Source organism: Mycobacterium sp. TKK-01-0059 (genome assembly GCF_000709305.1).
Lineage (GTDB): Bacteria > Actinomycetota > Actinomycetes > Mycobacteriales > Mycobacteriaceae > Mycobacterium > Mycobacterium intracellulare.
The window spans coordinates 235,757-250,406 of the sequence record NZ_KL446993.1 but is presented as its reverse complement, the minus strand read 5'-3'; the positions used below and the strand labels follow the sequence as shown (position 1 = coordinate 250,406).

General features: G+C 71.2%; 13 protein-coding genes and 1 pseudogene. 12 read left to right on the top strand and 2 right to left on the bottom strand.

Going from position 1 to position 14,650, the window contains the following annotated elements; genetic code table 11:
* Window positions 1–58 precede the first annotated feature (58 nt).
* The 8 genes from K883_RS01325 to K883_RS01290 all read left to right on the top strand — a co-directional run bounded on the left by K883_RS01325 (window position 59) and on the right by K883_RS01290 (window position 9,408).
* Window positions 59–2,398 (top strand): FdhF/YdeP family oxidoreductase, encoded by a 2,340-nt coding sequence (locus K883_RS01325; RefSeq protein ID WP_179945039.1) that lies wholly within the window; start codon window positions 59–61, stop codon window positions 2,396–2,398.
* Window positions 2,398–3,219, top strand: coding sequence for a formate dehydrogenase accessory sulfurtransferase FdhD (fdhD, locus tag K883_RS01320; RefSeq protein WP_036453464.1), 822 nt, complete (start codon window positions 2,398–2,400; stop codon window positions 3,217–3,219). The genes K883_RS01325 and fdhD overlap by 1 nt, the downstream gene beginning before the upstream one ends.
* A 119-nt stretch (window positions 3,220–3,338) precedes the next feature.
* Complete coding sequence (locus tag K883_RS01315) at window positions 3,339–3,713, top strand: YraN family protein (protein WP_036453462.1); 375 nt, start codon at window positions 3,339–3,341, stop codon at window positions 3,711–3,713.
* Window positions 3,713–5,224 carry a YifB family Mg chelatase-like AAA ATPase gene (locus tag K883_RS01310; RefSeq protein WP_036453460.1) on the top strand — a complete coding sequence of 504 codons (1,512 nt, stop codon included), beginning with the start codon at window positions 3,713–3,715 and terminating at the stop codon, window positions 5,222–5,224. Before K883_RS01315 ends, K883_RS01310 begins: the two co-directional genes overlap by 1 nt.
* A complete protein-coding gene (gene dprA, locus K883_RS01305) occupies window positions 5,221–6,390 on the top strand; it encodes a DNA-processing protein DprA (RefSeq protein ID WP_036453458.1) in 1,170 nt (389 codons plus the stop codon). Before K883_RS01310 ends, dprA begins: the two co-directional genes overlap by 4 nt.
* A 33-nt stretch (window positions 6,391–6,423) precedes the next feature.
* On the top strand, window positions 6,424–7,293 hold the full coding sequence (locus tag K883_RS01300) for a siderophore-interacting protein (protein ID WP_008258817.1): 870 nt from the start codon (window positions 6,424–6,426) through the stop codon (window positions 7,291–7,293).
* Between the two features lie 25 nt (window positions 7,294–7,318).
* A complete protein-coding gene (locus K883_RS01295; protein ID WP_036453453.1) occupies window positions 7,319–8,479 on the top strand; it encodes a lactate 2-monooxygenase in 1,161 nt (386 codons plus the stop codon).
* A gap of 32 nt (window positions 8,480–8,511) precedes the next feature.
* Window positions 8,512–9,408, top strand: coding sequence for a tyrosine recombinase XerC (locus K883_RS01290; protein WP_036453452.1), 897 nt, complete (start codon window positions 8,512–8,514; stop codon window positions 9,406–9,408).
* Window positions 9,409–9,652: 244 nt separating this feature from the next.
* On the opposite strand, the pseudogene K883_RS01285 reads toward K883_RS01290, so the two are convergent.
* A pseudogene (locus K883_RS01285) lies at window positions 9,653–10,096 on the bottom strand (M23 family metallopeptidase); the annotation flags it as partial.
* A gap of 340 nt (window positions 10,097–10,436) precedes the next feature.
* Between K883_RS01285 and rpsB the strand changes: the two are divergent.
* Genes rpsB through K883_RS01270 form a run of 3 tightly spaced genes read left to right on the top strand, consistent with a single transcriptional unit; the run spans window position 10,437 to window position 13,536 of the window.
* A complete protein-coding gene (rpsB, locus tag K883_RS01280) occupies window positions 10,437–11,273 on the top strand; it encodes a 30S ribosomal protein S2 (protein ID WP_008258810.1) in 837 nt (278 codons plus the stop codon).
* A 12-nt stretch (window positions 11,274–11,285) separates the two neighbouring features.
* Window positions 11,286–12,101, top strand: coding sequence for a translation elongation factor Ts (tsf, locus tag K883_RS01275; RefSeq protein WP_036453443.1), 816 nt, complete (start codon window positions 11,286–11,288; stop codon window positions 12,099–12,101).
* 31 nt (window positions 12,102–12,132) lie between these two features.
* Window positions 12,133–13,536, top strand: a complete 1,404-nt coding sequence (locus K883_RS01270) for an amidase (RefSeq protein ID WP_036453441.1) — start codon at window positions 12,133–12,135, stop codon at window positions 13,534–13,536.
* On the opposite strand, the gene K883_RS01265 is transcribed toward K883_RS01270, so the two are convergent.
* Complete coding sequence (locus K883_RS01265) at window positions 13,537–13,962, bottom strand: MarR family winged helix-turn-helix transcriptional regulator (protein WP_026071277.1); 426 nt, start codon at window positions 13,960–13,962, stop codon at window positions 13,537–13,539.
* 132 nt (window positions 13,963–14,094) lie between these two features.
* Between K883_RS01265 and K883_RS01260 the strand changes: the two genes are divergently transcribed.
* Window positions 14,095–14,508 (top strand): ChaB family protein, encoded by a 414-nt coding sequence (locus K883_RS01260; protein ID WP_036453440.1) that lies wholly within the window; start codon window positions 14,095–14,097, stop codon window positions 14,506–14,508.
* Window positions 14,509–14,650 lie beyond the last annotated feature (142 nt).

Sequence of the window (14,650 nt, the reverse complement as noted above, 5' to 3'; positions counted from 1 at the left end):
TGAGGGGCCCGAGCGGTCTGAACGGGCTGAGGCCCCCGCCAAGCGGTAATTTGATGCTGTGAGGTCTCACCGTTCGGCCGTGTCCGGGCCTGCCGCCGTCGATTACGACGAACACGCGGTCACCGTCACGCCCCGCAAGCGCGAGGCGGCGGGCGTTCGGGCGGTGATGGTCTCCCTGCAACGCGGGTTCGAGCAGATGGGCGCGCTGCGCACCGCGGCGGTGCTGGCCCGGCTCAACCAACGCAACGGCTTCGACTGCCCCGGGTGCGCGTGGCCCGAGGAGCACGGCGGTCGCAAGCTGGCCGAGTTCTGCGAGAACGGCGCCAAGGCCGTCGCCGAGGAGGCCACGAAGCGCACCGTCACACCGGAGTTCTTCGCCCGGCACTCGGTCGCCGAGCTGTCCGCGAAGCCCGAGTACTGGCTGTCCCAGCAGGGCAGGCTCACCCACCCCATGGTGTTGCGTCCCGGTGACGACCACTACCGGCCGATCGGCTGGGCCGCGGCCTACCGGCTGATCGCCGACCAGCTCGGCGCCCTGGACAGCCCCGATGAGGCGGTGTTCTACACGTCGGGCCGCACCAGCAACGAGGCCGCGTTCTGCTACCAGCTGCTGGTCCGCTCGTTCGGCACGAACAACCTGCCCGACTGCTCCAACATGTGCCACGAGTCCTCGGGCTCGGCGCTCACCGAGTCGATCGGCATCGGCAAGGGTTCGGTCACCGTCGAGGACGTCGAGCTGGCCGACCTGATCGTCATCGCCGGACAAAACCCGGGCACCAACCACCCGCGGATGCTGTCGGTGTTGGAAAAGGCAAAGGCCAACGGCGCCAACATCATTGCGGTGAACCCACTGCCCGAGGCCGGGCTGATCCGGTTCAAGGACCCGCAAAAGGTGCATGGCGTGGTCGGGCACGGCATCCCGATCGCCGACGAATTCGTGCAGATCCGCCTGGGCGGCGACATGGCGCTGTTCGCCGGGCTGGGCAGGCTGCTGCTGGAGGCCGATGACCGCGCCCCGGGGACCGTCATCGACACCGCGTTCGTCGACGCGCATTGCGCGGGGTTCGACGAATACCGGCGCCGAACCCTCGACATCGACCTCGACGACGTGTTCGCCGCCACCGGCATCGAACGCCGACAGCTCGACCGCGTCGCCGACATGCTGATGGCGTCGCGGCGGACGGTGGTGTGCTGGGCGATGGGCCTGACGCAGCACGCGCACGCGGTGGCCACCATCGGCGAGATCACCAACGTGCTGCTGCTGCGGGGCATGATCGGCAAGCCGGGCGCCGGGGTGTGCCCGGTGCGCGGACATTCGAACGTGCAGGGCGACCGCACGATGGGCATCTGGGAGCAGATGCCCGAGGAGTTTCTGGCCGCCCTGGATGATCGGTTCGGCATCGCCAGTCCCCGCAAGCACGGGTATGACACCGTGGCCGCGATCCGGGCGATGCGCGACGGGCGGGCGAAGGTGTTCGTGGGTATGGGCGGCAACTTCGCGTCGGCCACCCCCGACACCGTCGTCACCGAGGCCGCCCTGCGCAATTGCTCGCTGACCGTGCAGATCTCGACCAAACTCAACCGCAGCCATCTCGTGCACGGGAACACGGCGCTGATCCTGCCCACCCTCGGCCGCACCGACCGCGACGTTCGAGGTGGGCGCAAACAGGTTGTCTCGGTTGAGGATTCGATGTCGATGGTGCACCTGTCCCGCGGCAGCCTGCACCCGCCCAGCGACCAGGTGCGCAGCGAGGTGGAAATCGTGTGCCGGCTGGCTCGCACGCTTCTCGGTGCGGCGCACCCGGTTCCGTGGGAGAGCTTCGCCGCCGACTACGACACCATCCGCGACGCGATCGCCGCGGTGGTCCCCGGCTGCGCCGATTACAACCGCAAGGTGCGTGCGCCCGACGGATTCCAGCTGCCGCACCCGCCGCGTGACACGCGCGAGTTCCACACCAGCACGGGGCGGGCCAACTTCGCCGTCAATCCGCTGCAATGGGTGCCGGTGCCTGAGGGCCGGCTGGTGCTGCAGACCATGCGCAGCCACGACCAGTACAACACCACGATCTACGGCCTCGACGACCGTTACCGCGGGGTGAAGGGCGGGCGCCGCGTGGTGTTCATCAACCCCGCCGACATCGAAGCGCTGGGCCTGACCCCGGGAGGGCGCGTCGATCTGGTGTCGGAGTGGACGGACGGGCAGGGCCGGCTTCAGGAACGGCGCGCGAAAGACTTTCTGGTGGTTGCCTATTCGACTCCCGTCGGCAACGCCGCCGCCTACTATCCCGAGACCAACCCGCTGGTTCCGCTCGATCACACCGCGGCGAAGTCGAACACCCCGGTGTCGAAGGCCGTCGTCATCCGGGTGGAGCCCGCAGTCGGCGGTGAAGCCGCGTAGTGGGGCACGTAACGTCACGCCGGCAGGTCACGCATCTGACCGCCGAGGAGGCGATCACCCGGCCGGAGACCCTGGTCGTCGAGGAGCCGTTGGAGATCCGGGTCGACGGCGCGGCGGTCACCGTGACGATGCGCACGCCGGGCGCGGACATCGAACTGGCCCAAGGCTTTCTGCTCACCGAAGGGGTCATCGGCGGCCGCGACGACATCCACAGCATCCGTTACTGCGCCGGGCGTGACGACGACGGCGCGAACACCTACAACGTGCTGGACGTGACGCTGGCACCCGGGGTGCCCAAACCCGACCTCGATGTCACCCGCAACTTCTACACCACATCGTCGTGCGGGGTCTGCGGCAAGGCGTCCCTGGACGCGGTGCGGTTGAGCAGCCGGTTTACCCCGGGTGCCGATCCCGCGACCGTCGCCCCGGCCACGCTGAGGGCGATGCCGGACCAACTACGTTCCGCACAAAAGGTTTTCGACAGCACCGGCGGGTTGCACGCGGCCGCGCTATTCGGCGTCGACGGCACGATGCTGGTGGTGCGCGAGGACGTCGGCAGGCACAACGCGGTCGACAAGGTGATCGGCTGGGCGCTGGAGCATCGGCGGGTGCCGCTGGCAGCCTCGGTGTTGCTGGTCAGCGGGCGGGCATCCTTCGAGCTGACCCAGAAGGCCGTGATGGCCGGGATTCCGGTGCTGGCGGCCGTCTCCGCTCCGTCGTCGCTGGCGGTGTCGCTGGCCGAGGAGTCCGGCATCACGCTGGTGGCGTTCCTGCGCGAGGACTCGATGAACATCTACACCAGGGCCGACCGCATCGCGTGACCCCGTGTTGCCCGGCCTCCTGTGGATGGAGGTCGCACTGGGGATAACTTGCGGGCGCGGGCGGCCGCAGCCCGCGACGGCGGCCCGGCCCGTCGGCCCCGGCGGGCACCGTGGCCCGCATGACAACCGAAACGACGATGACCCGGATCCAGCTGGGGGCGATGGGCGAGGCGCTCGCCGTGGACCACCTGACGCGGGCGGGATTGCGGATCCTGCACCGCAACTGGCGCTGCCGCTACGGCGAACTCGACATCATCGCCTGCGACCGCGCCGGCACGGCGGTGTTCGTCGAGGTCAAGACCCGCACCGGCGACGGCTACGGCGGACTGGCGCACGCTGTCACCCCGCGCAAGGTCCGGCGGCTGCGCAGGCTGGCCGGGCTGTGGCTGGCCGGCCAGGACCGGCGGTGGTCGGCGATCCGCATCGACGTGATCGGCGTGCGGGTCGGACGCCGGCGCACCCCGGAGATCACCCACCTGCAAGGGATCGGCTGATGGCGCTGGGGCGCGCGTTCTCCGTCGCGGTGCGCGGCGTGGACGGGGAGATCGTGGAGATCGAAGCCGACATCACGTCCGGACTGCCGGGCGTGCACCTGGTGGGTCTGCCCGACGCCGCGCTGCAGGAGTCGCGCGACCGGGTCCGGGCCGCGGTCACCAATTGCGGCAACGACTGGCCGGCGGCGAGGCTGACGCTGGCGTTGTCGCCGGCGACGCTGCCGAAGATGGGCAGCGTGTACGACATCGCCCTGGCCGCGGCGGTGCTCTCGGCGCAGCGAAAGAATCCGTGGGACCGGCTGGAGAAAACCGTGCTGCTGGGCGAGCTTTCGCTGGACGGGCGGGTCCGGCCGGTGCGCGGGGTGCTGCCCGCCGTGCTCGCCGCCAAACGCGACGGATGGCCGGCCGTGGTGGTCCCGGCGGACAACCTCGCCGAGGCCAGCCTGGTGGACGGTATCGACGTGTGGGGCGTGCGGACCCTGGGGCAGCTGAAGAAATGGCTCGGCGGCACCGGCGCCCTGCACAACCGGGTCCATCCGGACCGCACGCCCGAGGAGCCGGTGGTGGACCTGGTCGACGTGGTCGGCCAGACGCAGGCGCGCTTCGCGGTGGAGGTGGCCGCCGCCGGCGCGCACCACCTCATGCTCACCGGGCCGCCCGGGGTGGGCAAAACGATGCTGGCGCAACGCCTTCCGGGCCTGCTGCCGCCGCTGTCGGAGAGCGAGTCGCTGGAGGTCACCGCGATCCACTCGGTGGCCGGGCTGCTGTCGGGGGACACGCCGTTGATCACCCGGGCGCCGTTCGTGGCGCCCCACCACAGTTCCAGCGTGGCGGCCCTGGTCGGCGGGGGCTCCGGGATGGCGCGCCCCGGCGCCGTCAGCCGGGCCCATCGCGGCGTGCTGTTCCTCGACGAGTGCGCCGAGATCCGGGTCAGCGCTTTAGAGGCTTTGCGAACGCCGTTGGAGGACGGCGAGATTCGCCTCGCCCGCCGCGACGGGGTGGCGTGCTATCCGGCCCGGTTCCAGTTGGTGCTGGCCGCCAACCTGTGCCCGTGCGCGCCGGCCGATCCGCGGGACTGCATGTGCCCGGCGGCGACCAAACGCCGCTACCTGGGCAAGTTGTCCGGGCCGTTGCTGGACCGGGTGGACCTGCGGGTGCAGATGGATCCGGTGCGGGCGACGGCGTTCTCGGGTCGCGACGGCGAATCCACGGCACAGGTGCGTCAGCGGGTGGCGGCCGCCCGCGCGGCCGCCGCGCAGCGCTGGCAGCCGCACGGTTTTCGCACCAATGCCGAAGTCAGCGGGACCCTGCTGCGCCGAAAGTTCCGCCCCAGCAAAGCGGCGATGGAGCCGCTGCAAAGGGCGCTGGATCGCGGCCTGATCAGCATCCGGGGCCTCGACCGCACGTTGCGGGTCGCGTGGAGCCTCGCCGACCTGGCGGGCCGCACGTCGCCCGGGCTCGACGAGGTCGCCGCCGCACTGAGCTTCCGCCAGCCGGGGACGCAGCGGTGAGCGCCCCGACGGGCCGGCAGCCCGCGCTGCGGGCGTGGGCGTATCTGTCCCGGGTGGCCGAACCGCCCTGCGCCGGGCTCGCCGCCCTGGCGCGGCGTGTCGGTCCGGTCGAGGCGGCCGAGCGGGTCCGGCGGGGCGCGGTCGACGGCGTCCTGGCCCGGCACACCGAGGCCAGGCGCGACATCGACACGTCGGCGGCCGATCTCGAGGCGATCGCCCGGCGGGGCGGCCGGTTGATCACGCCCGACGACGACGAGTGGCCGGTGCTGGCGTTCGCCGCGTTCGGCGGCGCCGAAGCACGGCGGCGCGGCGGCCCGCCGATGGTGTTGTGGGCGCAGGGGCCCGCCCGACTCGACGAGGTCGCACAGCGGGCCGCCGCCGTGGTGGGGACGCGCGCCTCGACGGCCTATGGCGAGCAGATGGCCGCCGAACTCGCCGCCGACCTGGCGCAACGCGACGTGGCCGTCGTCTCGGGCGGTGCCTACGGCATCGACGGCGCCGCCCACCGGGCCGTGCTGGATTGCGACGGGATCACCGTGGCGGTCCTCGCGGGCGGGCTCGACGTCCCCTACCCGGCCGGTCACACCGCGCTGCTGCACCGCATCGGCCAGCACGGGCTGTTGTTCACCGAATACGCCCCCGGTGTCCGCCCGGCCCGTCACCGGTTCCTGACCCGCAATCGCCTGGTGGCCGCCGTCTCAGGCGCGGCGGTGGTGGTGGAAGCGGGCCTGCGCAGCGGGGCGGCGAACACCGCGGCCTGGGCGCGGGCGCTGGGGCGGGTGGTGGCCGCGGTGCCCGGACCCGTGACCTCGTCGGCGTCGGCGGGTTGCCACGCGCTGCTGCGCGAGGGCGCCGAGCTGGTCACCCGCGCCGAGCACATCGTCGAGCTCATCGGCCACATCGGCGAACTGGCGCCGGACGAGCCGCGGCCGGTCACGCCGTTGGACGGCCTGAGCGAGGCCGAGCGCCGGGTATACGAGGCGTTGCCCGGCCGCGGCGCAGCCACGGTCGACGAGATCGCGGTCGCGTCGGGGCTGGTGCCCGAGCAGGCGCTGGGGCCGCTGGCGATGCTCGAGCTGGCCGGGTTGGTGCAGCGCCAGGACGGGTTGTGGCGAATCGTCCGGGCGACCGCGGGCCACGCTGCGTCAACGCCGCGGCTCGTATAGTCGAGGCGGGTCGGGCGTCGGACAGGAGGACACGTGGCAGGTCGACCGCTGCAATGCTTCGAAGTTGTCGGTACCGAGCAGCTCACCCCGCACATGGTGCGGGTGGTGCTGCGGGGCAAGAATTTTGACGCCTTCGTGCCCAGCAAGTTCACCGACTCCTACGTCAAGCTGGCGTTCGTCGCCGACGACGTGGACGTCGCCGGTCTTCCCGAGCCGCTGACCCTCGACAGCTTCGCCGGTCTGCCCCCGGAGAAGAGGCCGACGGTGCGCACCCTCACCGTCCGGCACGTCGACGTCGAGGCCCGCCAGATCGCGCTGGACATCGTCGTGCACGGCGAGCACGGGACGGCCGGCCAGTGGGCGGCCACCGCCCAACCCGGCCAGCCGATCTACCTGATGGGCCCCGGCGGCGCGTACACACCCGACCCGGCCGCCGACTGGCACCTGCTGGCCGGCGACGAATCGGCGCTGCCGGCCATCGCCGCGGCGCTGGAGGCGTTGCCGCCCAGCGCGGTCGGGAAGGCGTTCATCGAGGTGGCTGGGCCGGAGGACGAGATCCCGCTGACCGCACCAGATGGCGTCGAGGTGCACTGGGTGTATCGCGGCGGACGCGCCGACCTGGTGCCCGAGGACCGCGCCGGCGATCACGCCCCGCTGATCGAGGCCGTCACCAGCGCCCCGTGGCTGCCGGGGCAGGTGCACGTGTTCATCCACGGCGAGGCGCAGGCCGTCATGCACAACCTGCGGCCCTACATCCGCAAGGAGCGGGGCGTGGACGCGAAATGGGCGTCGTCCATCTCGGGTTACTGGCGCCGCGGCCGCACCGAGGAGACGTTCCGCCAGTGGAAGAAAGAACTCGCCCAGTCAGAATCCGAGGCGGAGGCGGCGAACTCGTCCGCCTGACCGCTCGACTGGCATTCTCTTTTCCATGGCATTCGCGGACTACCAGAACGAGATCTACTTCAAGGGCCTGCGCGGGCTCGCGCCCGCGCTGCCGATGGCCTTCGCGGAGCTGGAGGCCCGCGCCGAGCGGGCGATGTCGCCGTCGGTGTGGTCGTACGTCGCCGGCGGCGCCGGTGACGAACGCACGCAGCGGGCCAACCGGGATGCGTTCGATCGCTGGGGCCTGATCCCGCGCATGTTCGTCGGCGCCGCCGACCGCGACCTGTCGGTCCAGATGTTCGGCCTGACCTTGCCGGCGCCGGTGTTCATGGCGCCGATCGGCGTCATCGGCATCTGCGCCCAAGACGGCCACGGCGACCTGGCCACCGCGCGCGCCGCCGCGAAAACCGGTGTCCCGATGGTGGTTTCGACGCTGACCGCCGACCCGATGGAAGATGTCGCCGCCCAGTTCGGCGATACCCCCGGCTTCTTCCAGCTGTACACGCCGAAGGATCGTGACCTGGCCGCCAGCCTCGTGCGGCGGGCCGAAGCCGCCGGTTTCCAGGGCATCATCGTCACCCTCGACACCTGGATTCCCGGGTGGCGCCCGCGCGACCTGTCCACGGCCAACTTCCCGCAGTTGCGGGGGCTCTGCCTGAGCAACTACACCAGCGATCCGGTCTTCCGCGCCGGCTTGGCGCGCCCGCCCGAGGAGGACCCGCAAGGCACCGTGCTGCACTGGATCACGACCTTCGGAAACCCGTTGACCTGGGACGACCTCGAATGGCTGCGGTCGCTGACCGAGCTGCCGCTGATCATCAAGGGCATCTGCCACCCCGACGACGCCCGGCGCGCCAAGGACGGCGGCGTCGACGGCATCTACTGCTCCACCCACGGTGGGCGCCAGGCCAACGGCGGCCTGCCCGCGCTGGACTGCCTGCCGGGCGTGGTCGAGGCGGCCGACGGGCTGCCCGTGCTGTTCGATTCGGGCGTGCGCAGCGGGGCCGACGTCGTCAAGGCGCTCGCGCTGGGCGCGACGGCCGTGGGTATCGGCCGGCCCTACGCCTACGGACTGGCGCTCGGCGGCGACGACGGCATCGTGCACGTGCTGCGCTCGATCCTCGCCGAGGCGGACCTCATCATGGCCGTCGACGGCTATCCCACGCTCAAAGATCTCACCCCGGACACGCTGCGGCGCGTCGGCTAGAGCGCCCCGATCGGCCCTGCGACCGTGGGGGAGTGCAGGCGATCCTCGAGGAGTTCGACGAATACCTGGATTTGCAGTGCCTGCGTTCGGCGCACACCCGTCGCGCCTACCTGGGCGACCTGCGCTCGCTGCTCGCGTTCGCCGCGGAGCGCGGCGCCGGCCTGGACGGGTTGAGCCTGCCGCTGCTGCGCTCGTGGTTGTCTGCCGCGGCCGCGGCCGGCGTCGCCCGCACGACACTGGCCCGGCGCACCTCGGCGGTCAAGGCGTTCACCGCCTGGGCCGTCCGGCGTGGCCTGCTGGACACGGATCCGGCCGCGCGGCTTCAGGTTCCCAAGGCGCACCGCACCCTGCCCGCGGTGCTGCGCCAGGACCAGGCCCTCGACGCCATGGCCGCCGCCAAATCCGGTGCGCAGCAAGGTGATCCGATGGCCCTTCGGGACCGGCTCATCGTCGAGATGCTCTATGCCACCGGGATCCGCGTCAGCGAGCTGTGCGGCCTGGACATCGACGACGTGGACACCCGGCATCGGCTGGTCCGCGTCCTGGGTAAGGGCAACAAGCAGCGCAGCGTGCCGTTCGGGGCGCCGGCCGCCGAGGCGCTCGACGCGTGGCTGGCCGACGGGCGTCCCGCCCTGGTGAACGCCGACTCAGGCCCGGCGCTGCTGCTGGGCGCGCGGGGACGCCGGATCGACGTTCGCCAGGCCCGCACGGTGGTGCACCAGACCGTCGCCGCGGTGGACGGCGCGCCGGACATGGGTCCGCACGGCCTGCGGCACAGTGCGGCCACACACCTCCTCGAAGGAGGCGCCGACCTGCGCGTCGTCCAGGAGCTCCTCGGCCATTCCAGCCTGGCGACCACGCAGCTCTACACCCACGTGGCGGTGTCCCGGCTGCGCGCCGTGCACGACCAAGCCCACCCCCGGGCCTGAGCGCCGCCGCGGCCCCGGGCGACGGGCCGGCGTCGTCGCACGTCGCGTCGCACCAGTCCCATCGGCCACTCCAGACCCTGGCGGACGGCGCACTGCGAGTGCCCACCTCCGAACGACAACGCGTTTTCGCAGGTCATGGGCCCGCCCGAGATTGTCGCTCGGAGGTGGGCACAACGCCTGTCCACCCGCGCAGCGACGCGTGTGGCGCCTGTTACCCATGTTGTGCCGCGTCGTTCGGCGGCCGCAGTGGCTTGAGCCGGATCGGCGTCGACCTCAGCAGGCCCAGCGGATCGACGTAGTGGGCCCCCGACGCCGGACCCCACATCGCGCCCCAGTGCAAACACGCCGCGGTCCGGCACCCCGGATGGCCGGCCATCAACGTCCCGATCACGGTCCCGGCCGCCACCGACTGCCCGGCCCGCACGGCCGCCCGCACCGGCTCGTAGCTGGTGCGCAAGCCCCCGGGATGCGCCAGCGACACGACCGGCCGCCCGGCCAGCAGCCCGGCGAACACCACGGTGGCCGCGCCCGCCGCGTACACCGGCTGACCGGCGGCGCCGGCCAGGTCCACACCGCGGTGGCCGGGATGCCAATCCTGCACAGGGGCGTCGAACGCCCGGGTGACGGCCGGCGGCGGGCGCAACGGCCAGTCCAGGCGATCGTCGTCGGCCGCCGCCGGCACCGCGCTGACCAGGGCCGCACCCAACGTCAGCGCCATCCACCGCATCCAGGCAGTTCAGCGCGGCCCGCCCGGCGACGCCACCCGGCCGCACCGGCACTGTGGACGGCGACGCCGCCTGGGGAAGCGTGGCAAAAGCACCCGCCGAACCGGTGTAAACTGCTGGTCGCAGCTCGTCCGCGGGCTGACTTCGCGCGTCCGCATCGCGTCTCGGAGTTCCACGAGGAGAACGCAATCGCGTGCCGGGCGGTCCCGACCGGGTTTTCCGGCCGGGTCCGGCATCGCAGCAGGCGCCAGGGCCCGGCTTCACCCGATGCCAGGCGACAACCGACACAAGTAAGGCACAACCATGGCCGTCGTAACCATGAAGCAGCTGCTCGACAGCGGCACGCACTTCGGGCACCAGACCCGTCGCTGGAATCCCAAGATGAAGCGGTTCATCTTCACCGACCGCAACGGCATCTACATCATCGACCTGCAGCAGACGCTGACCTTCATCGACCAGGCGTACGAGTTCGTCAAGGAGACCGTCGCCCACGGCGGCACCGTCCTGTTCGTCGGCACCAAGAAGCAGGCGCAGGAATCCGTCGCCGCCGAGGCGACCCGCGTCGGCATGCCCTACGTCAACCAGCGCTGGCTGGGCGGCATGCTGACCAACTTCTCCACCGTGCACAAGCGGCTGCAGCGCCTCAAGGAGCTCGAGGCGATGGAGCAGACCGGTGGCTTCGAGGGCCGCACCAAGAAGGAAATCTTGATGCTGACCCGCGAGAAGAACAAGCTGGACCGCAGCCTCGGCGGTATCCGCGACATGGCCAAGGTGCCGTCGGCCATCTGGGTCGTCGACACCAACAAGGAGCACATCGCCGTCGGCGAGGCCCGCAAGCTCGGCATCCCGGTCATCGCGATCCTGGACACCAACTGCGACCCCGACGAGGTCGACTACCCGATCCCGGGCAACGACGACGCGATCCGGTCGGCCGCGTTGCTGACCAAGGTCATCGCCTCCGCCGTCGCCGAGGGCCTGCAGGCCCGCGCCGGGGTCGGCCGCGGCGACGGCAAGCCCGAGGCCGAGGCCGCCGAGCCGCTGCCCGAATGGGAGCAGGAGCTGCTCGCCTCCGCCGCTGCCAGCGCCCCCACCGACGCCGCTGCGGGCACCCCCGAACCAACCACCACTGAATCCTCCTAGGAAGGCTGAACATTGGCGAACTTCACCGCTGCCGACGTCAAGCGGCTTCGGGAACTCACCGGTGCCGGCATGCTCGACTGCAAGAACGCGCTGGCCGAAAGCGACGGCGACTTCGACAAGGCCGTCGAGGCGCTCCGGATCAAGGGCGCCAAGGACGTCGGCAAGCGCGCCGAGCGGGCGACGGCCGAGGGTCTGGTCGCCACCCAGGGCGGCGCGCTCATCGAGTTGAACAGCGAGACCGACTTCGTGGCCAAGAACGCGGAGTTCCAGGCGCTGGCCGACCAGATCGTGGCCGCGGCCGTGTCGTCGAAAGCCGCCGACGTCGACGCGCTCAAAGCCGCCAGCATCGGTGACAAAACCGTCGAGCAGGCCATCGCCGAGCTGTCCGCCAAGATCGGCGAGAAGTTGGAGCTGCGCCGGGTCGCGAACTTCGACGGCACCGTCGAGGCGTACCTGCACCGGCGGGCGGCGGACCTGCCCCCGGCGGTGGGCGTGCTGGTCGAGTACCAGGGCTCCGACAAGGAGGCCGCGCACGCGGTCGCCCTGCAGATCGCCGCGCTCAAGGCCCGCTACCTGTCCCGCGACGACGTGCCCGAGGACGTGGTGGCCAGCGAGCGCCGCATCGCCGAGGAAACCGCCAAGGCGGAGGGCAAGCCCGAGCAGGCCCTGCCCAAGATCGTCGAGGGCCGGTTGAACGGCTTCTTCAAGGACGCCGTGCTGCTCGAGCAGCCGTCGGTGTCCGACAGCAAGAAGACGGTCAAGGCCCTGCTCGACGACGCCGGTGTGACGGTGACGCGGTTCGTGCGCTTCGAGGTGGGTCAGGCGTAGCCGGCGCGCGTGAGCGGCTAGCGTCACTGCTATGCGGCACGTGCACGCGTTCGGCGACGACGCCCTCGGCGATCTCGACGCGGTCGGGCTCGCCGAGGCCATCCGCTCCGGACGCGTCGGCAGGGCCGAGGCGGTCGAGGCGGCGATCGCCCGCACCGAAGCCGTCGACCCGCTGCTAAACGGGTTGGCGTATGCGGCTTTTCAGCAAGCGCGGGCTGCGGCGCCTGACTCGCCGAGCGGCTACTTCGGGGGCGTCCCGACGTTCATCAAGGACAACGTCGACGTCGCGGGCCAGCCGTCGATGCACGGCACCGACGCGTGGACACGCCGCGACGCCGTCGCCGACAGCGTGTTCACCCAGCTGTACCTGGCCACCGGGATGACCTCGCTGGGCAAGACGCAGCTTTCGGAATTCGGTTTCAGCGCGTCGGCCGAACACCCGCGGCTGGGCCCGGTCCGCAACCCGTGGGACACCGAATACAGCGCCGGCGCATCGTCGTCGGGATCGGGGGCGTTCGTCGCCGCCGGTGTGGTGCCGATCGCGCACGCCAACGACGGCGGCGGCTCGATCCGCATCCCGGCGTCCTGCAACGGGCTCGTCGGCCTCAAGCCGTCGCGCGGGCGGTTGCCCCTGGACGCGGTGCTGCGCCGGATGCCGGTCGGCGTCGTCGTCAACGGCGTGGTGACCCGTTCGGTGCGCGACACCGCGGCGTTCTACCGGGAGGCCGAGCGGATCTGGCGCAACCCCAAGCTGGCCCCGGTCGGGGACGTCACCGGGCCCGGCCGGCAGCGGCTGCGGATCGCGGTGTTGACCCGCTCGATCCACCGCGAGTGCAGCCCCGCGGTGCGGGAACTGACGCTGAAATCCGCGGGTTTGCTCGAAGAGCTGGGCCACCGCGTCGAACACGTCGACGAACCGCCGGTGGCGGCCAGTTTCGTCGACGACTTCGTGCTGTATTGGGGATTCTTGGCGCTGGCCCAGGTGCGCGGCGGACGGCACATGTTCGGCGAGACGTTCGACCGCGCCAGGCTGGACTGCCTGACGCTGGGCCTCATGCGACACACCGGCCGCCACCTGCACCGGCTCCCGGCGGCGATCATGCGCCTGCGCGGGGCGCGGCGGCGCACCGCGCGGTTCTACGGCACCTACGACGCGGTGCTGACGCCGACCCTGGCCGACGAGACTCCCCGCATCGGGTTCCTGGCGCCGACCGACTATCAGCAGGTCATCAACCGGCTGATCGAGTGGGTGTCGTTCACCCCGCTGCACAATGTGACCGGCGAACCGGCGATCTCGCTGCCGTTGGCCCAATCCGCCCACGGCATGCCGGTGGGCATGATGCTGTCGACCGGTATGGGGCAGGAGTCGCTGCTGCTCGAACTCGCCTACGAACTCGAAGAGGCCCGGCCGTGGGCGCGGATCCAGGCCGGGTGATCAGGCCCGCTCGTCGGACCCGAGTTTTTCGAGCATCCTTTTGAATTCGCGCTGCTGCGTCTCGGTGAGCTTGCTCAGGATCCGTGCGTCGGCGCCGCGCACCGCCGCTTCGGCGCGCTTGAGCAGGGCGCGGCCCGCGCCGGTCAGGTTGGCCGGCAGCGCCCGCCCCGACGACACCGACGAGGGCCGCTCCACCGCACCGACGTCCTCCAGCTTGCGCAGCACCGTGTTCATCGCCTGCGGGGTGACGCCCGCGTGGCGGGACAGCTCGGCGCTCGACATCCCCGGGTGCATCGAAAGGATGCGCAGGCAAACGAATTCGGGCAGGGCCAGGTCCAACGGACTCAGCACCGCGGCAACCTCCGGCCGCAACACCGTCCCCACCCGGTACAGCAGATAGCCAAGGGGGGCGTCGTCCTGGTTCATGTCAACCATGTTGACATATGTTCGCCTGGCCGCGGCGCACATTTGCCGGACCGCGATTGCCCGGCCCGCAACGGGGTAACCGACCGGCGGTAACAGGTTTCCCGCACCGCTTTTGGCGCACGAGGAGGTTCGATGCCGAAGACGACGAAAGGCGGAGCGCCCAAGAAGAGCGAACTGCCCAGCACTTTGCGGCGTTCCAACGCCAAAGCGCAACGCACGTTCGCGAAATCCCACGACGCGGCCGCCGAGGAGTACGGCAGCGAGGAACGGGCCCACCGGGTGGCTTACGCCGCCGTCAAGCACAGTTTCGAAAAGGTCGGCGACCACTGGGAACCCAAGGAGAAGAAGGGTCCGTCCGACGAGCGCGCCGAGCGTGGCGGGCTGCGACCGCCCGGCGAGTCGGCCGAGGGCGTCGACGCCAACGCCAGCAAAAAGCACCTGCTCGACGTGGCCCGCCGCCTCGACGTTCCGGGCCGATCGACGATGAACAAAGCGGAATTGGTCGACGCGATCAAGAAGCACAATCGCCGCGCCCGCGGCCGCTGAGCGGAATCGCCAACTCCCGCGGTCCTTTGCGTTCGCGTGCGCACCGCGGCGATGCGGCGCCGTTTGCCGCCCGAGTCCGCGGGTACGTGACTGCCCGTGGTCGCGAAGCGTTCGCGCACAGACGAACCAGGGAGCAGTGACA